General features: G+C 66.3%; 17 protein-coding genes. 8 read left to right on the plus strand and 9 right to left on the minus strand.

Annotation, left to right across the window (positions count from 1 at the left end):
* Positions 1–131: 131 nt before the first annotated feature.
* On the plus strand, positions 132–2,120 hold the full coding sequence (locus EGM71_RS05620; RefSeq protein ID WP_188488338.1) for an alpha/beta hydrolase family protein: 1,989 nt from the start codon (positions 132–134) through the stop codon (positions 2,118–2,120).
* 56 nt (positions 2,121–2,176) lie between these two features.
* Here the strand turns inward: EGM71_RS05620 and EGM71_RS05625 are convergent, their stop codons facing one another.
* Positions 2,177–3,931: a peptide MFS transporter gene (locus EGM71_RS05625; protein ID WP_188488340.1), complete on the minus strand. Its 1,755-nt coding sequence runs from the start codon at positions 3,929–3,931 to the stop codon at positions 2,177–2,179.
* Positions 3,932–4,187: 256 nt separating this feature from the next.
* Between EGM71_RS05625 and EGM71_RS05630 the strand changes: the two genes are divergently transcribed.
* The 3 genes from EGM71_RS05630 (at position 4,188) to EGM71_RS05640 (ending at position 9,843) form a co-directional block, all read left to right on the plus strand.
* A complete protein-coding gene (locus EGM71_RS05630; protein ID WP_100439294.1) occupies positions 4,188–6,152 on the plus strand; it encodes an OPT family oligopeptide transporter in 1,965 nt (654 codons plus the stop codon).
* 236 nt (positions 6,153–6,388) lie between these two features.
* Positions 6,389–8,467: an alpha/beta hydrolase family protein gene (locus EGM71_RS05635; protein ID WP_188488342.1), complete on the plus strand. Its 2,079-nt coding sequence runs from the start codon at positions 6,389–6,391 to the stop codon at positions 8,465–8,467.
* Positions 8,468–8,598: 131 nt separating this feature from the next.
* On the plus strand, positions 8,599–9,843 hold the full coding sequence (locus EGM71_RS05640) for a DUF819 domain-containing protein (protein ID WP_188488344.1): 1,245 nt from the start codon (positions 8,599–8,601) through the stop codon (positions 9,841–9,843).
* Positions 9,844–9,914: 71 nt separating this feature from the next.
* Here the strand turns inward: EGM71_RS05640 and EGM71_RS05645 are convergent, their stop codons facing one another.
* From EGM71_RS05645 to EGM71_RS05665, 5 genes are read right to left on the minus strand one after another with little or no spacing between them, the layout of a single operon-like run.
* Positions 9,915–10,394, minus strand: a complete 480-nt coding sequence (locus EGM71_RS05645) for a hypothetical protein (protein ID WP_188488346.1) — start codon at positions 10,392–10,394, stop codon at positions 9,915–9,917.
* A gap of 46 nt (positions 10,395–10,440) precedes the next feature.
* Positions 10,441–10,701 (minus strand): cell division topological specificity factor MinE, encoded by a 261-nt coding sequence (minE, locus tag EGM71_RS05650; protein ID WP_005408532.1) that lies wholly within the window; start codon positions 10,699–10,701, stop codon positions 10,441–10,443.
* 2 nt (positions 10,702–10,703) lie between these two features.
* Positions 10,704–11,513: a septum site-determining protein MinD gene (minD, locus tag EGM71_RS05655; RefSeq protein WP_188488347.1), complete on the minus strand. Its 810-nt coding sequence runs from the start codon at positions 11,511–11,513 to the stop codon at positions 10,704–10,706.
* 35 nt (positions 11,514–11,548) lie between these two features.
* Positions 11,549–12,394 (minus strand): septum site-determining protein MinC, encoded by an 846-nt coding sequence (gene minC, locus EGM71_RS05660; protein WP_188488349.1) that lies wholly within the window; start codon positions 12,392–12,394, stop codon positions 11,549–11,551.
* Complete coding sequence (locus EGM71_RS05665) at positions 12,340–12,936, minus strand: GNAT family N-acetyltransferase (RefSeq protein ID WP_014036357.1); 597 nt, start codon at positions 12,934–12,936, stop codon at positions 12,340–12,342. The genes minC and EGM71_RS05665 overlap by 55 nt, the downstream gene beginning before the upstream one ends.
* A gap of 151 nt (positions 12,937–13,087) precedes the next feature.
* On the opposite strand from EGM71_RS05665, the gene EGM71_RS05670 reads away from it, so the two are divergent.
* From EGM71_RS05670 to EGM71_RS05685, 4 genes are all read left to right on the plus strand, one after another.
* A complete protein-coding gene (locus EGM71_RS05670; protein ID WP_188488351.1) occupies positions 13,088–14,284 on the plus strand; it encodes a sensor histidine kinase in 1,197 nt (398 codons plus the stop codon).
* Positions 14,284–14,925: a response regulator gene (locus EGM71_RS05675; protein ID WP_006424175.1), complete on the plus strand. Its 642-nt coding sequence runs from the start codon at positions 14,284–14,286 to the stop codon at positions 14,923–14,925. Before EGM71_RS05670 ends, EGM71_RS05675 begins: the two co-directional genes overlap by 1 nt.
* Positions 14,926–15,159: 234 nt before the next feature.
* Positions 15,160–16,233 (plus strand): SRPBCC family protein, encoded by a 1,074-nt coding sequence (locus EGM71_RS05680; protein WP_014036359.1) that lies wholly within the window; start codon positions 15,160–15,162, stop codon positions 16,231–16,233.
* Positions 16,234–16,337: 104 nt separating this feature from the next.
* Complete coding sequence (locus EGM71_RS05685) at positions 16,338–16,709, plus strand: DUF423 domain-containing protein (RefSeq protein WP_019659313.1); 372 nt, start codon at positions 16,338–16,340, stop codon at positions 16,707–16,709.
* 57 nt (positions 16,710–16,766) lie between these two features.
* Here EGM71_RS05685 and EGM71_RS05690 read toward each other — a convergent pair whose 3' ends face one another.
* Genes EGM71_RS05690 through EGM71_RS05700 form a run of 3 tightly spaced genes read right to left on the minus strand, consistent with a single transcriptional unit; the run spans position 16,767 to position 18,503 of the window.
* On the minus strand, positions 16,767–17,060 hold the full coding sequence (locus tag EGM71_RS05690; protein ID WP_188488353.1) for a hypothetical protein: 294 nt from the start codon (positions 17,058–17,060) through the stop codon (positions 16,767–16,769).
* Positions 17,061–17,090: 30 nt separating this feature from the next.
* Positions 17,091–17,900 (minus strand): M15 family metallopeptidase, encoded by an 810-nt coding sequence (locus tag EGM71_RS05695; protein ID WP_188488355.1) that lies wholly within the window; start codon positions 17,898–17,900, stop codon positions 17,091–17,093.
* A gap of 9 nt (positions 17,901–17,909) precedes the next feature.
* A complete protein-coding gene (locus EGM71_RS05700) occupies positions 17,910–18,503 on the minus strand; it encodes a PH domain-containing protein (RefSeq protein WP_188488357.1) in 594 nt (197 codons plus the stop codon).
* Between the last annotated feature and the right edge of the window lie 2 nt (positions 18,504–18,505).

Here is an 18,505-nt window from a genome sequence, read left to right on the forward strand (position 1 = left end):
CTCTCTCTCCAAGGTAGTGGCAACGACGGCACCGGCAACGGTGCCGTCGTCTTTTCCGGCTCTGGCGGGAAACGCATGGCCCTGCCTAGAATCGGCCACCAGGACAAGGTGTCCACAGGAGCAGGGGAAGGATGCACAAGACGATTCTGGCGGCCGCACTGGCTGTCATCGGGGGCGTTGCCGCAGGCAGCGTAGGGGCGGTGGACCTGACGCAGTACCTGCGTCGCGAGACCTTCACCGACATCAAGATTTCGCCGGGGGGCGAGTACGTGGCGGCGACGGTGCCGATGGAGGACGCCACCGCGATCGCCGTGCTGCGGTTGAAGGACAAGCAGATGGTCGGCAGTTTCCGGCCACCCAGCCGCAACCACGCGCAGGAATTCGACTGGGTCAGCAACGAGCGCCTGCTGATCGGCCTGGCCCAGAAGTGGGGCTCGCTCGACCAGCCCAATCCCACCGGCGAACTCTATGCCATCGATGCCAACGGCAATCGCGGCGAACTGCTGGTCGGCTACCGCGTGGAGAGCAACGGCCCGGGAACCCGCATCCAGCCGAAGAAGGTCGAAGCAGTAGCCGCCTTCCTGGCCGACGACCTGCCGGGCGACGAGCGCAACGTGCTGGTCACCGTGTGGCCGCTCGCCGAGGATCCGTTCACCCGCGTCGATCGCATGGATGTGACCACGGGCCGTCGCTCGCGGGTGGCGTCTTCGCCGGTACGGCGTGGTGAGTTCACCACCGACGGCGCCGGCGAGGTCCGCTTCGTGCACGGCTCGGGCAGCGACAACATCAACAAGCTGTATTTCCGCGAACGCAGCGGCGACAGCTGGAAGCTGATCAACGATGAGGCGGTCAGCAAGCGCATCGAAACCGCCCTCGGCTTCTCGGCCGATGACAGCCTGGCCTATCTCAACGTCGAGCAGACCCAGGGCCCGGATGCGATCGTCAGCTGGAACCCGCAGACCGGCGAACGCGCGACCCTGCTGCGCGACGAGGTGGTCAATCCGTACCGCATCATCCACCGGCCCGGCACCCATGTGCCGGTAGGCGCGCTGTACCTGGGGGACAAACCGCGCACGCGCTTCTTCGATGAAGGCTCGGCCGATGCGCGGCTGTATCGCAGCCTGGAGGCGGCCTTCGGCGGCGCGGTCTACATCACCTCCAGCACCCGCGATGGCCGCGTCGTGCTGGTGGAAACCTGGTCGGGCACCAATCCCGGCGACTTCTACGTGTACGACACGGTGGCGCGCAAGGCCGACCACCTGATCAGTCGCAGTGACTGGATCGACGTGGAGCGCAGTGCCAGCGTGAAGCCGATTGCACTGAAGGCGCGCGACGGCCTGCCATTGCATGGCTTCCTGACCCTGCCGGCGGGCAGCAACGGGCGCAACCTGCCGATGGTGGTGTTGCCGCATGGCGGCCCGTTCGACATCTTCGATTCCGGCCAGTACGACCGCGAAACGCAGATGCTGGCCGCCGCCGGCTATGCCGTGCTGCAGGTCAACTTCCGCGGGTCGGGCAACTACGGCCGGGCCCACACCCAGGCCGGCGCGCAGCAGTGGGGCGCGGCGATGCAGGACGACGTCACTGATGCCACCCGCTGGGCGATCAGCGAGGGCATCGCCGACGCCCGCCGCATCTGCATCTATGGCGCCAGCTACGGGGCCTACTCGGCGATGATGGGGGCCGCCCGCGAACCCGGGTTGTACCAGTGCGCGGCCGGCTATGTCGGGGTCTACGACCTGCCGATGATGTATACCCGGGGCGACATCCAGGACCGCGGTTCAGGCGTGACCTACCTGCGCGAATGGCTGGGGGATCCGGCCAGGCTGGGCGCGGTGTCGCCGGTGAACCTGGCCGAACGGATCAAGGTGCCGGTGTTCCTCGCGGCCGGTGGCGAAGACAAGCGTGCGCCGATCCAGCACACCGAACGCATGGAAGCGGCGCTCAAGCGCGCCGGCACGCCGGTGGAAAGCCTGTACTACAAGACCGAAGGCCACGGTTTCTACACCGAGGCCCATCGCAGCGAGTACTACGACAAGCTGCTGGCGTTCCTGGCGCGCAGCCTCGGCGGCAAGACCGCGACGACCGCACCGGCGGCCGGCAAGGACAAGGCGCCCTGAGCTGACAGGGCGGCGGATGATCGTTCCGCCGCCCTGGTTTTCCGCATGCGCGGGGTCTACTTCACCCCGTGCATCATCCGCTTCAGCAGCGGCGCTGCGATGAAGGCGGCCAGCGCACAGCCCAGGCCGATCCACATCAGCAGCCAGAACAGGTGCGCGTAGGCGCCGGCGGCAGCCACCATGTCCAGCGATTCGCCTTCCGGCACCTCGATCGCGGCCAGCTTGCCGAACAGCGCGGCCAGCGTTTCCGAAAACGCGGTGGCCAGGAACCAGGTGCCCATCATCAGGCTCATCACCCGCGGCACGGCCAGCTGGGTCACTGCCGACAGGCCGACCGGCGACAGGCACATCTCGCCGCTGGCCAGCAGGAAGTAGGCCAGCACCAGCCACCACACGCTGGCCATCTCACCGGTGGCGCCGACCTGCTGAGCAGCCAGCGCCAGCGGCACGAACGACAGCGCGCCGATCACCAGGCCCCAGGCCGACTTCACCGGCTTGCCCGGTTCCCAGCCACGGCGGTCCATCCACGTCCACAGCGCGGCAAAAGCCGGAGCGAGCAGTACCAGGAACAGGCCGCCGAGGTAGGTCAGCGAGCCGGCGGTCTGCGGAATCACTAGGCAGTCGCGCACCAGCAGTACCAGCATCAGCACGACGATGGCGGCGAAGAACGTGCGCGGTGCAGCCGAACCCGGGCGCCGTTCGGACAGGCGCGCGCTGACCACGAAGCCCAGCGGTGCCAGCAGCAGCGAGATGATCGACCACGGCAGCGGGGTACCGCCGGTGATCACCAGTGAGGGCACGATGTCCTTGGTCAGCAGGCGGTCGGTGAAGGTCACCCACGAGCCGTAGGACTGCTCGTACATGGTGAAGAACACCAGCGCCATGAAGATCAGCACCATCAGCGCGATCATCTGCTGGCGTTGTACTGGCGTGCACTTGCTGCCGGTGAACCAGGCGAACCAGACCAGCACGCCGCCCAGCACCACCAGCATCAGCATCAGCGCCAGGCTGATTTCACCGCCCAGCGCGAACGCGCCGTTGCCGGCGGCCCACATCAGCCACGCCACCGGCAGTACACCGAGCACCGCGCACAGATAGATGAGCCATTCGCGCGGCAGGCCCAGCACCTTCTGCTTCAGCGCCGCCGGTTGCGGCGGTTCGGCGTGGCCCTGCAGGTACTTCTGGCCCCACAGGAACATCGCCAGGCCGGCCAGCATGCCGATGCCGGCTGCACCGAAACCGTACTTCCAGCCGTAGGCCTCGCCGAGGAAGCCGCACACCAGCGAAGAGAACAGGGCACCGAGGTTGATGCCGGCGTAGAACAGCGAGAAGCCAGAATCACGTCGCGGGTCATCCTTGGCGTACAGCTTGCCGACGATGGTGGAGATGTTCGGCTTGAGGAAGCCGACGCCCATGATGATCAACGCCAGCGACAGGTAGGTCACCGCCAGCGCCGAGGTGTCGCGCACCACTTCGCCGTTCACCCGGTACGCCGCGTGGCCCTCGAAGGCCATGCCGAGGTGGCCGAGCACCAGCAGGATGCCGCCGAACAGCACCGCCCGGCGCATGCCCAGCCAGCGGTCGGCCAGCATGCCGCCGAACACCGGGATGCAGTACACCAGGCCACCGTAGGCACCGAGCAGGTCCAGGCCGGCCTTGTCGCCGAACAGGTGGTACTTGGTCAGGTACAGCAGCAGCAGCGCCTTCATGCCGTAGAAGGAGAAGCGCTCCCACATTTCGGTGAAGAAGCAGACATAGACGCCCTTGGGGTGGCCCAGGAAGTCGTCGGAAGCGGTAGCGGCAACGGTCATCGACGGCGGGGACAGCGGAAAGGGCGCGATTATAGAAGGGGAGGGGCCGGATCACGGCGCTTATGACAAATACGACTTAATCCCCTCCGTCCCCCTTTTTGCGGCAAGTGCTGCGTGGCTTTGCGGGATCGGTTGGTTGGCCTTGCCGCACTGGCCGGGCGGCAGGGTGGACCGGGGCCGGCGGTGACCAACCGCACTGGACTTGCCGCCCCCTGAACGCTAGCGTGCAAGGGATTTTTTGCCAGCAGGGGCTTCCATGAACCACGACGCTGCGCCCAAGCAGCTCACCTTCCGCGCAGTGGCCCTGGCCATCGTGCTGGCGGTGGTGCTGTCGGCCGCAAACGCCTACCTCGGTCTGTTCGCAGGCCTGACCATCGCCACCGCCATTCCCGCCGCGGTGATTTCCATGGGCGTGCTGCGCCTACTGGGCGGTGGCTCCATCCTCGAGAACAACATCGTGCAGACCGGCGCCTCGGCCGGTTCGTCGATCGCCGCCGGTGTGATCTTCACCATCCCGGCGCTGGTGATCATGGGCTACTGGCCGGACTTCAAGTACTGGTGGGTGCTGGGCATCGCCGGTCTCGGCGGCCTGCTGGGCGTGCTGTTCTCGGTGCCGCTGCGCCGTTCGATGATCGTCGAAGACCCGCTTCCGTTCCCGGAAGGCAAGGCTGCGGCCGAAGTGCTCAAGGCCGGTGAGAATCCTGGCCCGGGCCTGAAGATCCTCGGCCTGTCGGCGGTGATCGGCGCCTTCGTCAAGCTGGCCGCGGAAAGCGGCATGCGCCTGATTCCCGATGCCTGGGCCACCTCGGCCTACGTCGGCAGCTCCAAGGTCACCGCCTTCATCGGCACCAACCTGTCGCCGGCGCTGCTGGGCGTGGGCTACATCGTCGGCCTCAACGTCGGCATCGTGGTGGTGTCCGGCTCGATCCTGACCTGGCACATCGCCATTCCGATCTACCAGGCGTTCTTCATGAACACCGATCCGGCATTGGCCGCGTCGGTTGCCGCAGCTTCCTCCACCGAAGCCGCGTTCGCCATCTGGGGCGCGAAGATGCGCTATCTGGGCGTCGGCGCAATGCTGATCGGTGGCATCTGGACCCTGATCTCGCTGCGCAAGTCGCTGCTCAACGGCGTCAAGAGTGGCTTTGCCGCCGCCCGCAAGAGCGGCGGCCCGGTGCTGGCGCACACCGAGCGCGACCTGCCGATGAAGTGGATGCTGGTCGCCCTGGTGGTGTTCGTGCTGCCGCTGCTGGCCCTGTACCAGGCCATCGTGGGCCAGTGGCACGTGTCGATCCCGATGACCATCATCATGATCGTCGCCGGCTTCCTGTTCGTTTCGGTTTCGGCTTACCTGGCCGGCCTGATCGGTTCGTCCAACAACCCGGTCTCGGGCATCACCATCTCCACCATCCTGTTCGCCTCGGCCGTGCTGGTCGTGCTGCTGGGTGCCGACGGCCTCAAGCCGGTCGGTGCCGGCGGTGCGCCGCTGGGTGCGGTGGCCGCGATCATGATCGGTGCGGTGGTGTGCTGCGCCGCAGCGGTCGGCGGTGACAACCTGCAGGACCTCAAGGCCGGTTACATCGTCGGTGCCACCCCGTGGAAGCAGCAGCTGATGCTGGGCATCGGTGCGTTCTCGTGCGCGCTGATCATGGCCCCGGTGCTGAACCTGCTGGCCACCGCCTACGGTATCGGCGTGAAGTCCGAGCTGCACCCGAACGCACTGGCCGCGCCGCAGGCCAACCTGATGGCCTCGGTGGCCAAGGGCCTATTCGGCGGTGAACTGCCGTGGACCTTCATCGGCATCGGTGCCGTGGTCGGTGCCGCCATCATCGCCTTCGACAGCTGGCTGAAGTCGCGCAACGCCCGCTTCCGCGTGCCGGTGCTGGCCGCCGCCATCGGTATCTACCTGCCGTTGGAGCTGATGGTGCCGATCTTCCTCGGTGGCCTGATCGCCTACCTGGTCGAGCGCTTCCACAAGGTGCGTGCCGATGACGAAGAAGGCCGCGACCGCGTGCACAAGCCGGGCGTGCTGTTTGCTGCCGGCCTGATCACCGGTGAGGCACTGATGGGCATCGCCATCGCGATTCCGATCGTGGTCAGCAGCCGCGCAGACGTGCTGGCCGTGCCGTTCCACCTGCCGGGCGCACAGTGGATCGGCCTGGCCGTGCTGTTCCTGGTTGGCTGGCTGATCTACCGCACAGGCAAGCGCGCCGTGGCGTAACACCCACGGGGTCGGATCCCTTCCCACAGGGAAGGGCGCTGACCCGGTAGCGCCGGCCGCTGGCCGGCAACCAGACAGATTGCCGGCCAGCGGCCGGCACTACCGCAAACCGCGCTACGGCGCGGTTTGCCTTTTCTGGCGAAGGCATCGACCCGTCCCCAGCCATGACCGATGGCCTTGGCAGCCCCGGTCATGCGGGCCTACCATCGGTTTTTTGCCGTCCTGCGGAGACCTCGATGAAACTGCGTCATGCCCTGCTGCCACTGAGCCTGCTGGCCGCCCTGCCCAGCGTCGCCGCTGCCCGTGGCCTGGAAGTCCGCGACATGGTGGCCATGGACCGCGTCTCCGCGCCGATACTGACCGCTGACGGCGGCACCGTGGTGTTCGCCAAGCGCAGCGTGGATGCCAACCTGAAGGCCTCCACCGCGCTGTACGCACGCAACCTGCGCACCCGCGACGCAGCGCCGCCGAAGCAGATCACCCCGGCCGGCTGGAGCGTCAATTCCGCTTCGCTGTCGGCCGATGGCCAGACCGTGTACTTCCTCAGCGCCAAGAACGGCAGCCAGCAGCTGTACGCGCAGCCGATCAACGGCGGCACCCCGCGCCAGCTGACTGACTTCCCGGTCGACGTGGACAGCTACCACGTATCGCCGCAGGACGACCGCGTGCTGTTCAGCGCCGGCGTATTCCAGGCCTGCGCCTCGGACCTGGCCTGCACCGAGAAGAAGCTCAAGGACGTGGCCGGTGCCAAGGCCAGTGGCAAGGTCTTCGATTCGCTGTTTGTGCGCCACTGGGACACCTGGAACGACGGCCGCCGCAACACCCTGTTCGTCGCTCCGCTGCCGACGGCCAAGGCCGGTGCGGTCAAGGGCGCGTCGGCGCTGAGCGCGACCATCGATGGTGATGCCCCGTCCAAGCCGTTCGGCGGCAATGATGACTTCGCGTGGTCGCCGGATGGCACCAGCGTGGTGGCCAGCATCCGCGTGGCCGGCAAGCAGGAGCCGTGGTCGACCAACTTCGACCTGTACCGCTTCGACGCTGCGGGCAAGCAGGCGCCGGTCAACCTGACCGCCTCCAACCCGGCCTGGGATGCCGGCCCGGTGTTCAGTGCCGACGGCAAGACGCTGTTCTACCGTGCGATGAAGCGCCCGGGCTTCGAGGCCGACCGCTTCGGCCTGATGGCGATGGACGTTGCCAGCGGCAAGACCCGCGAAATTGCTCCGCAGTGGGACCGTTCGGCTGGTGGCATCAGCCTGTCCGCCGACGGCGCCAGCATCTACACCACTGCCGATGACCTCGGCGAACACCCGCTGTTCCAGATCGACGTGGCCAGCGGCAAGGCCACCAAGCTGATCGGCGACGGCAGCGTGACCGCGGTCGACGTGGCCGGCAACAGCGTGGCGATCACCCGCAACAGCCTGAAGAGCAACGACCAGGTGCTGGTCGGCCTGCTGCCGGCTGCGGGCGAAGCCATCGGCGAACTGCGCGCGCTGACCCCTGCCGCTGGTGAGGTGCTCAAGGATGTCAGCTTCGGCGACTACGAGCAGTTCGAGTTCAAGGGTTGGAACAACGACACCGTGCATGGCTATGTGGTCAAGCCGCACAACTACCAGGAAGGCAAGTCGTACCCGGTCGCGTTCCTGATCCACGGCGGCCCGCAGGGCAGCTTCGGCAATGGCTGGAGCTACCGCTGGAACCCGCAGACCTATGCGGGCCAGGGCTACGCGGTGGTGATGATCGACTTCCACGGCTCCACCGGCTACGGCCAGGCCTTCACCGATGCGATCAGCCAGCACTGGGGTGACCGCCCGCTGGAAGACCTGCAGAAGGGTTGGGACGCGGCGCTGAAGAAGTACACCTTCCTCAACGGTGACAAGGCCTGCGCGCTGGGCGCCAGCTATGGCGGCTTCATGGTCAACTGGATCGCCGGCAACTGGAACAGCCCGTTCAAGTGCCTGGTCAACCACGATGGCGTGTTCGACCAGCGCATGATGGGCTACGCCACCGAAGAACTGTGGTTCACCGAGTGGGAGCAGGGCGGTACGCCGTACCAGAAGGCCGCGAACTACGAGAAGTTCAACCCGGTCAACCACGTGGCGGACTGGAAGAAGCCGATCCTGGTCATCCATGGCCAGCAGGACTTCCGCATTCCGGTCGAGCAGGGCCTGGCTGCGTTCACCGCCGCCCAGCGTCAGGGTATCGAATCGAAGTTCCTGTACTTCCCGGATGAAAACCACTGGGTGCTGAAGCCGAACAACAGCATCCTGTGGCATGACACCGTCAATGCCTGGCTGAAGCAGCACATCGGCGAATAAGCCGGTCCAGCGCCGCCCTCCGGGGCGGCGCTTCTTTTCCAACCGGTGGGTGCCGACCGTTGGTCGGCACGCCTTCCTGATCTGCCGCCTACAGCAGCCGGCCAGCGGCCGGTTCTACCCAGAGCGCCTGCATGCCCTCGACCGCCCTGATCCAGAACGACATCGTCGTCTTCGGTTTGATCGCCGCCACCCTTGGCGCCGTGTTCTGGACCGCCTCGCGCGAGCAGGGGCTGTGGAAGCGCTTCTATACCTTCGTGCCGGCACTGTTGCTGTGCTACCTGATTCCCGGCATCTACAACACCGTCGGCCTGATCGACGGCCAGAACACCAAGCTCTACAACCCGATCGCGCGCGACATCCTGTTGCCGGCGGCGCTGATCCTGCTGACCCTGGCAGTGGACATCAAGGGCATCCTGCGGCTCGGCCCGAAGCTGGTGCTGATGTACCTGGGCGCCTCGGCCAGCATCATGCTTGGCGCGGTGGTGGCGTTCCTGGTGATGCGCGCGATCCATCCCGACACCGTGGCTGGTGATACCTGGGCCGGCATGGCCGCGCTGGCCGGCAGCTGGATCGGCGGCGGTGCCAACATGCTGGCGATGCGCGAAGTGTTCGACGTCAATGCGACCACCTTCGGCCAGTTCGCGGTGGTCGATGTCGGCGTCGGTTACGTGTGGATGGCCGCGCTGATCTTCCTGGCCGGACGTGCGGCGAAGATCGACGCACGCAGTGGCGCTGACACCTCGGCCATCGATGAACTGAAGGAGCGCATCGCGCGCTTCCAGGCCGAGCACGAACGCATTCCCAGCCTGACCGACCTGATGCTGATCGTGGCGGTGGCTTTCGGTGGCGTCGGCCTGTCGCATGCGATCGGTGCGCCGCTGGCGGCATGGTTCAAGGCCAACGTCAGCTGGGCGTCGCAGTTCAGCCTGGACGCGCCGTTCGTGTGGGTGGTGGTGCTGTCGACCACGCTGGGCCTGAGCATGAGCTTCACCCGTGCACGCAATCTGGAAGGCGCAGGCGCGTCGCGGCTGGGCTCGCTGCTGCTGTACTTCCTGATCGCCTGCATCGGCATGCAGATGGATCTGCTGGCGCTGCTGGACCGCCCGTGGCTGTTCCTGCTCGGCATCATCTGGATCGCCGTGCACATCGTGCTGCTGTGGTGCCTGGGCAAGCTGCTGAAGGTGCCGTTCTTCTATTTCGCCATCGGTTCGCAGTCGAACATCGGTGGCCCGGCCTCGGCGCCGGTAGTGGCGGCTGCGTTTCATCCGGCCCTGGCGCCGGTGGGCGTGCTGCTGGGCACGATGGGCTATGCCACCGGCACGTACCTGGCCTACATCGTCGGCATCACCCTGCGCGCGCTGGCCGGGCAGGGCTGATGCGGCGATGGGGTGACGGGGTCAGATCCCTTTTGCGACGCAAAAGGGATCTGACCCCGGTTCCCGGTGAATCACGCCACCGGCAACCCGCGTTCGACCAGCCACGCTTTCGCGTCTTCGGCGTCCTCTTCAAACCACGCTTTCGTAGATCCCAGCCGATACGTATACCCCCAGGCATCCATATCGGCCATCAGCCGCTGGCTGCCTACGCCAGGCAGCTGCCCGGCCAGCACGATCTGCAGGTAGCAGGTCGCGTCTTCCTCGGCCACCGAGTCGGTGGCATCGGTGTGCACCTGCGCCCGCCGCTCCGGCGGCAGTACGATCAGGTGGCAGGCCTCATGCAGCATCGAATGCACCGGCGTGTCATCGCGCACGTACACGTTGCTGGCGATGATGCCCGCCTCGGGCTCGCCCCAGTAGCTGCCGGGAATCGGTTCTCCGGCCGCCACGTGGTGCAGCCGAAGGCCATGCGCGGCGAGCAGGCGCTGCGCATCGGCGAAGGCGATGTCGCCCACGCAGGTGATGTCCACGGCGGTTGTCGTATCGGTCATGCGGGTCGGGCAGCCCCGCCCATGCAGGCACGGGCGGGGCAGGGGATCAGGGTTTGTCCGGGCCTTCCGGCAGCGCCACGGAGATGTCCAGCACGTCGTGCTGGCCATCCTTCACCAGGTCGACCTTCACCGCATCGACGTCGATGTTCACGTACTTCTTGATCACTTCCAGCAGCTCGCGCTGCAGCAGCGGCAGGTAGTCCGGGCCACCGCGGTGGCTGCGTTCCTGCGCAATGATGATCTGCAGGCGGTTCTTGGCGGTTTCGGCGGTGGTCTTCTTCGCTTTGAGGAAATCAAACAGGCCCATGCTTACCCTCCGAACAGCTTGCTGAAGAAGCCCTTCTTCTCGACGCTGGTGAAGCGCATCGGGCGTTCTTCGCCGAGGATGCGCGCGACGGCGTCTTCATAGGCCTGGCCGGCAGCGGATTCGACATCCAGGATGACCGGCTCGCCCTTGTTGGAGGCGTTGAGTACGTCGCCGGATTCCGGAATCACGCCGATCGCCTTCAGGCCGAGGACTTCCTCGACGTCGGCGATGCTCAGCATCTCGCCGCTTTCCACGCGCACCGGGGTGTAGCGGGTCAGCAGCAGGAAGGCCGGCACGTCCTGGCCGGACTCGGCCTTGTGGGTCTTCGAGTCGAGCAGGCCGATGATGCGGTCCGAGTCGCGCACTGAAGACACTTCCGGGTTCACCACCACCACTGCACGGTCGGCGAAGTACATCGCCAGGAAGGCGCCCTTCTCGATGCCGGCCGGGGAGTCGCAGATGATGTAGTCGAAGCCGTCGGCAGCCAGGTCCTTCAGGACCTTGCCCACGCCTTCCTGGGTCAGTGCATCCTTGTCGCGGGTCTGCGAGGCAGCCAGCACGTACAGGTTGTCGAAGCGCTTGTCCTTGATCAGGGCCTGCTTGAGGGTGGCTTCGCCGTGCACGACGTTGACGAAGTCATACACCACGCGGCGTTCGCAGCCCATGATCAGGTCGAGGTTGCGCAGGCCGACGTCGAAGTCGATCACCGCCACCTTCTTGCCGCGCCGCGCCAGGCCGCAGGCCAGGCTCGCGCTGGAAGTGGTCTTGCCGACGCCGCCCTTGCCGGAGGTGACTACGATGATTTCAGCCAAAGGACTTCTCCTGATGATTCTGTTTGGGTGCTGCGTCAGTCCAGCGCAGCGATCTTGATCTGGTCCTGTTCCAGCCACACCTGGACGGCCTTGCCGCGCAGGTTGTCCGGGACATCGTCCAGTACCTTGTAATGGCCTGCAATGGCGACCAGTTCCGCATGGAAATCACGGCAGAAAATGCGTGCCGCGGTGTTGCCCTGGGCCCCTGCCAGCGCGCGGCCGCGCAGGGTGCCGTAGATATGGATGCTGCCATCGGCGATGACCTCGGCGCCGGCGCCGACGGTGGCCATCACGGTCAGGTCGCAGTTCTCCGCGTACAGCTGCTGGCCCGAACGCACGTTGCCCAGCTGCATGCGGCCCGGCTGCGGTGCAGCAGCGTCGGCCACCTTGGCCACCGGCGTCGCCGGGGCCGGCTTCGGTTCGGCACGGGCTGCCCGGCGCGGTTCCGGTGCGGGCGGCGGCGGGGCCGGCTCGGCCTCGGCACGCTCGTACTGCGCGCGGAACTTGGCCAACAGCGGCAGGCCGAGCTGCTGCGAGAGCAGATCGACCGCGCTGGTGCCGTAGGCCAGGGCCACCGGCAGCACGCCCGCGCTGCGCAGGCCGTCGACCAGCGCCTGCGCGGTGGACGCGTCCGGCACCTGGCTCAGGCCGCCGAAGTCGAGGATCACCGCGGCGCGGCCGAACAGCTTCGGTGCACGGGTCACGCGCTCGCGCATTTCCTGCACGAGGCGTTCGACATCAAGGGTACGGATGCGCAGGTTGGCGATGCCCACCTGGCCGATCTTCAGTTCACCCGCCTGTTCGTAATCGAAATTCACCGCCACGCTCAGGTCCCCGTCGGCCGCTGTGCCTGCGCCGGCAGCTGCCTGGCGCGTGTCCATGCCACATCCGGCAGCTTGTCGCCGTAGGTCTCCTGGACCCACGGGTAGCTGCACAGTTCCTTGGCCAGCATGCTGGCGCGCACATCGACCTGCGGCATGGTGTTCTGGCCCAGCTCGCGGAAGCCGAAGCTGCCGTGGAAGAGCAGGGCGGCATCGGCGCCATGGTCGAGGAAGACTTCGCAGGTCATCTGCGGGTAGCGCAGCTCGGCGAAGCTCTGCGCGTCGGCATAGAACGCACGGCCGACGCCACCGCCACGACGGCGGCTGGCGACCACGATGCGGTCGATGTAGAAGAACGGGGTGTCCAGCTGCTGCTTGAACCAGGCGAAATTGCTGCTGTCGTGCTGGCTGTCGCTGCCGAAGCCGATCAGGAAGCCGGCCAGGTTGCCGTCGCGCTCGGCGACGCGGAAATACTCAGCGGTTTCATAGAACAGGCGCAGGCGGGCCGCATCCAGGGGAAGGATGGCCAGGCCAGCGTTGTTGTTCAAAGCCAGGACGGAATCGAGCTCGTGCTCGCGCACGTCGCGGATGACAATCGACATTGTGACTCCGTGGGGTAACGCGGTTGGTCCATCAAGGGACCCTGCGCACGATTATTGCATGCCCGGGGTGGGCTGCGGCATGAACAGGCGACCGCGGAGGCATGACTTCCGTGGGAGTGCGCGACGCAGGCCGGCCCCGTAGAGTGCTGGCATGTTGGGAGTCCTCAGCCATACCCGCGTCCTCCGCCTGGCCGGCCTGTTCACCTGGGTCATGGTCGGCCTGCCCCTGGCGTATTCGCAGTTCGAGAACCTGCACAGCCGCAGCGACATGGGCGGCTGGGCGATCCTGCTGTTCGTCGCCTACCTGTCCTTCGGTACGTCCTACTACTGGTTGACCCGCATCCTGCGCAGCGACAGCCACACCAGCTGGCTGGACCGCGGCCTGCTGCTGTTGCTGACGGCCTCGGCGCTGGGGGTCAGCTTCCTCAGCGGTTCGGGCCTGGGCAGCATCCTGATGATGGTGGCCGCCGGGGTCATTCCGTGGATGCTGTCGGTACGGCTGGGGGTGCTATGGCTGCTGGTCAGCCAGCTGGCGGTTGCTCCGGTCTATTACATGCTGCTGCGCTTCCCGCTGTTTGAAGCGGTGATGCAGTCGCTGCTGTACGGCGGCTTCTCCATGTTCATCTTCGTGACCAGCCTGGTCGCGCGGCAGCAGACCGAGGCGCGCGACGAGCAGCGCCGGCTCAATTCGGAACTGCGCGCTACCCGCGCCCTGCTGGCCGAGAGCGCGCGGGTCAACGAGCGCACCCGCATTTCGCGCGAGCTGCATGATCTGCTGGGCCACCAGCTGACCGCGCTGACCCTGAACCTGGAGGTCGCCGGGCACCTGGCCGAGGGCCAGGCGCTGGATCACGTGAAGCGCTCGCACGCGCTGGCCAAGCTGCTGCTGGGCAATGTGCGCGAGGTGGTCAGCCAGCTGCGCGAGACCGGCGCCATCGATCTGGCCGCGGCGCTGCGCCCGCTGACCGAGAACGTGCCCTCGCTGGACATCCAGCTGGAGATCGAGGATCCGCTGAACGTGGAGGACCCGCAGCGGGCCCACGTCCTGCTGCGCTGTACCCAGGAGATCATCACCAACGCGGTGCGCCACGCCGGCGCCCGCCACCTGTGGATCAAGGTGTACCGTGAAGCCCCTGACCGGGTGGTGGTGGAGGCCCGCGACGACGGCGTCGGCGCGGATATGGTCAATGTAGGCAATGGCTTGCGCGGCATGCGCGAGCGCCTGCAACAATGTGGTGGCCAGCTGCAGATCGAAACCCGTCCCGGTGAAGGCTTCCGGCTGCGGGCGACGGTGCCGGCAACGGTGCTGGTGGCGGCCCTTACCAAGGTTCCTGAAGGAGTGCGTTGATGATTCGCGTCTGCCTGGTCGACGACCAAACCCTGGTGCGGCAGGGAATCCGCTCCCTGCTTGCGCTCGACGACGGCATCGAGGTGGTGGCCGAGGCCGGCGACGGCCGGCAGGCGGTCGAGCTGATACCGCAGGTGCGCCCCGACGTAGTGCTGATGGACATGCGCATGCCGGTGATGTCCGGCCTGGAGGCACTGCAGGTGCTGTCGCGGCAGGAACAGCTGCCGCCGACCATCATCCTCACCACCTTCGACGACGATCAGCTGGTGCTGGCCGGGCTCAAGGCCGGTGCCAAGGGCTACCTGCTCAAGGATGTCACCCTGGCGCAGCTGGTCGGTGCCATCCGCACCGTGGCCGACGGCGGTTCGCTGGTGCAGCCGGCGGTGACCCAGCGCCTGTTGTCCGGCCTGGAGCACATGCGCAACGAGTTCGTCAGCCTGGACCGCCCGGACCCGCTGACCGACCGCGAGACCGAGATCCTGCGGCTGATGGCCAGTGGTTTCTCCAACAAGGAGATCGCCAACTCGCTGGGCGTGGCCGAAGGCACCATCAAGAACCACGTGTCCAACATCCTCTCCAAGCTGGGCGTGCGCGACCGTACGCGTGCCGTACTGAAGGCGTTCGAACTCCAGCTGGTCTGAGGAAAATCGTTCAAGTACAAAGACTTGGATCGAGGTTGGGGGTTCCCGCCAAGGTTGCCCCCTACTTGCCGGGTAGCGGTATGCGTTACCCTTCGAATTCTTTGTCCATACAAATACGCAGCCGGCAGGGAAACCGGTGCGCCAATCCCGATAAACAATGCCCGCGAAGCCTGCTAGGATTGGCGCTTCGCTTCAATCAACCCGGCCGTGGGATCGGCCCCGGAGACTCTCTGAATGACCCGTATTATCGAGTTCCTGATCGCCTTGGGGATCGTGGCTGGCCTGTTCGTCATTATTGGCGTATGTCTGCCGGGCGAGCGTCACATCACCGAAAGCATCGAGACCAACCGCAAGATGACGATCGTGTACGACACGGTCAGCAGCCTGCGCCGCTTCAAGGACTGGAACCCGCTGGTACTGCGCGATCCCGCCGTTGAACTGAAGCTGTCCGGCCCGGCCTCCGGTACCGGTGCCACCCTCGACTTCACCTCCAAGGACCTGGGCACCGGTTCCTGGAAGATCACCGAAGCCGAAGAGAACAAGCGTGTTGTGATCGCCATCGAAGACGCCACCAAGGGTCACGACAAGGTCACCACCTTCAGCCTGGAGCCGACCGGCAAGGGCGGTCGCAACGTCAAGATCACCCAGGACTACTCGGTGAAGTACGGCTTCGACCTGTTCGGCCGTTACGCAGGCCTGTATGTCAGCCGCCAGATCGGCGACGACATCAAGATGGGTCTGTCGCGCATGGCCAACATGCTCGCCAGCGTTCCGAACGTCGACTACCGCACGCCGGAAGCCCCGCTGACCGACCTGGCCATTGTTGAAGTGCCGGCCGAGAACCTGCTGGTCGTCAACGCCGGCAACGTCGATCGCGGTCAGGACACCATCACCAAGTCCATCAAGGACAACCAGGAGTGGATCAAGCGCGTGATGGAGGCCAATGGCCTTGAAGCCGCCGGTCCGTTCCGCATCATCACCACCGACTTCGGTCAGGAGAAGTACGCCTTCGATATCGCCCAGCCGGTGAAGAAGAAGGGTGCTGAAGGTGCTGCTGCCGACGAGCTGACCGTCAAGATCGACGGCGGCGCTCCGGTCAAGTACGTGCACGTTGCTCCGCACCGTTCGGCACATGCGGCCTACACCGGCCACATGGCGGGTCTGGACGTGGCCCGCAACGGCCTGCGTGCCTGGGCCGTGACTTCGGGCAACGAAGTCATCGATCGTCCGTACGAAACCTGGAAGGACGGCATCGACAAGTCGTTCACCCCGGAAGCGACCTACGACATCTACTGGGCCGTCAAGTAAGCCTCGGCTGACCCATGTAATGTTGGACACGAAAACGCGCCGCTTATTGCGGCGCGTTTTTTTTCATCTGGCGCCCGGCAAGGGGCGCTGCGCAAGGAGCCCTCATGTTCAATCTGGAACGTCGCGCGCGTAAGCCTTCCCTTCTGGCCTGCCTGGGCGCGCTGTTGGCCGCCGCCTCGATCGGCCTGTCTGCCTACGCATCGCATGGCGTGGCCGATCCGTTGGCGCAGCAGCACCTGAACATGGCGGCGCTGTATGCGTTCGCGCATGGCGCGGTGCTGGTGGCGCTTGGCCCGCGTGCACAGGGTGCAATCGCACACCTGGCGCTGTATGTGCTGCTGCTGGGCGTGTTGTTGTTTTCCGGCAGCCTGGTGGGTGGGGCGCTGTGGCAGTGGCCGACGCGGATGGCGCCGATCGGTGGCACCAGCATGATGGCCGGATGGGTGCTGCTGGCGATCAATGCGTTGAGGCGGTGAGGGTCGCAGGGCTGTCGCTCCGATCCATACCGATGCGATCGTGATGGTTCATGGGCGTTACTTTTCTTTTCGCGCGAAAAGAAAAGTAACCAAAAGAAACGCGCCGCCGACCGCGAGCCGGTGCTGCGCACCGGTCCCCTGCGCTCCTCGGCCCGTCGAGGGACGGTGCGGGAACTCGCTGCGCTCAGACACCCGCACCTCTTCGCCCTCGCCGGACCTGCGGTGCTCGGCTCGCTTGAAGGCGGACCCAACAGCTGCACGCTGATCCGTTGTTGAGGCTTCGAGCTTTGCCTTTGCCTTCTTGTCCCATTTCGTGGCGGACGCACGCGGAATCCGCCCGGACAGCTCCATGAATTTCGCCGTGCAGCCGCCACGAGGGGCTCAGCCGTTGGCCGGTCTCCAGCACCAGTGCCACGGTTCGTAGACGATCCCGTGCGGGTTGTCGCGTGGGTAGCTCAGATGGAAGCCGTGCGTGCTGGCATGAGTCTGCAGCCACGCGAAGGCGTCTGTGGCTTCGAACGATTCCTCGGCCGGGGCATCGTCCGGTGTACCGATGTCCAGTGCATGGCCGCTGTGGTGTTCGCTGAAACCCGGCGCGGCATTGACCTTCAGGATCTCCGTCACGCTCAGCCCGCGTGCAAGCTTCCGTTCGAAGATGCCCAACTGGTAGGCATGGCTGCGGAAACCGGAGATTGCATCCAGTGCGATGCCATCCCGCGCGGCGTGCAGGCGCATCCGTCGCCAGCCCTGTGCGGCACCACGGCGCAGCCATAGCGGGCGGGCGAAGCGGTCGCGGCCAGCGAAGTGCAGCAGGCACGGTTCGGGTTCCAGGGGCAGGCCGCTGTCATCGGCATAGCGCTGCACATCCAGGCCAAGCTGCTGTAGCCGCTGCTGCAGCCCGGTCAGCGGAAGCCATTGTTCTTCCAGCGCAGCGCCAAACGGGCGCGACGCCGCTGCATCCAGCAGCGCCAGTGCTTCCTCGACCCCGGGCTCGCGCGGCAGGCGCGGCACCATCGAATGCACGCCGTGCGGCAGTACGGCCGCCAGATAGCGGCCATCGCGCTTGCGTCGCAGTACCCAACGCGCCTGCGACAGCAGGCGTGCATCCAGGTTGCTGCGTGCACGCAGCAGGTGGGCGGGCCACAGCTCGATGGCCTCGGTATTGATCAGCAGGGGCGGGCGTCGTTGCATCGCCGCAGCTTACTGCCGTGGCGCCGGCGCGGCCACTTTGCGCAGTGCGTCCAGCAGCACCTGCGGCCGGTCCAGGCTGAGCAGCAGCGTGCTGCCATCGCTGACCGGCAAGGCGAGAACGCGCGTGCGGTCGGTGACCAGCGCAAACCCCTTGCCGCCGCCCTGCAGGCGGAAGTGGCCGGAATAGAAACCCGGCATCGCATAGCCGTTGGTCTTGAAGCGGATGCCATAGCGGGAGTCACGCTGCAGGTCGACCACCTCGGCCTGGTCCAGCCGCAGCTGTGCCACCGGCACGCGACGGCGGTACATCGTCGAGCGCACGTCCAGTACGTCGTCGGCCAACTCCACCCGGCGACGGAAGAACGCCGCGCCCAGCCCGATGCCGAGCGCGGCGATCACCAGCAGGCTCCAGGCGGCACTGCCACCCATCCGGAACCAGGGCGGCGACAGCGTTACTTCGATCCAGGGCGCGGTCGCCGGTGCCTTGTACAACTGCGCATAGAGACAGGCCACGAACGCGGCGAGCAGGGGCAGCACGATCCACAGCACGCGCAACGGCGAGCTCTCGGCCACCTCGTACTGTTTCGGATCGCTGGCGCCCATGG

Source organism: Stenotrophomonas maltophilia (assembly GCF_006970445.1).
GTDB classification, from domain to species: domain Bacteria; phylum Pseudomonadota; class Gammaproteobacteria; order Xanthomonadales; family Xanthomonadaceae; genus Stenotrophomonas; species Stenotrophomonas maltophilia_AU.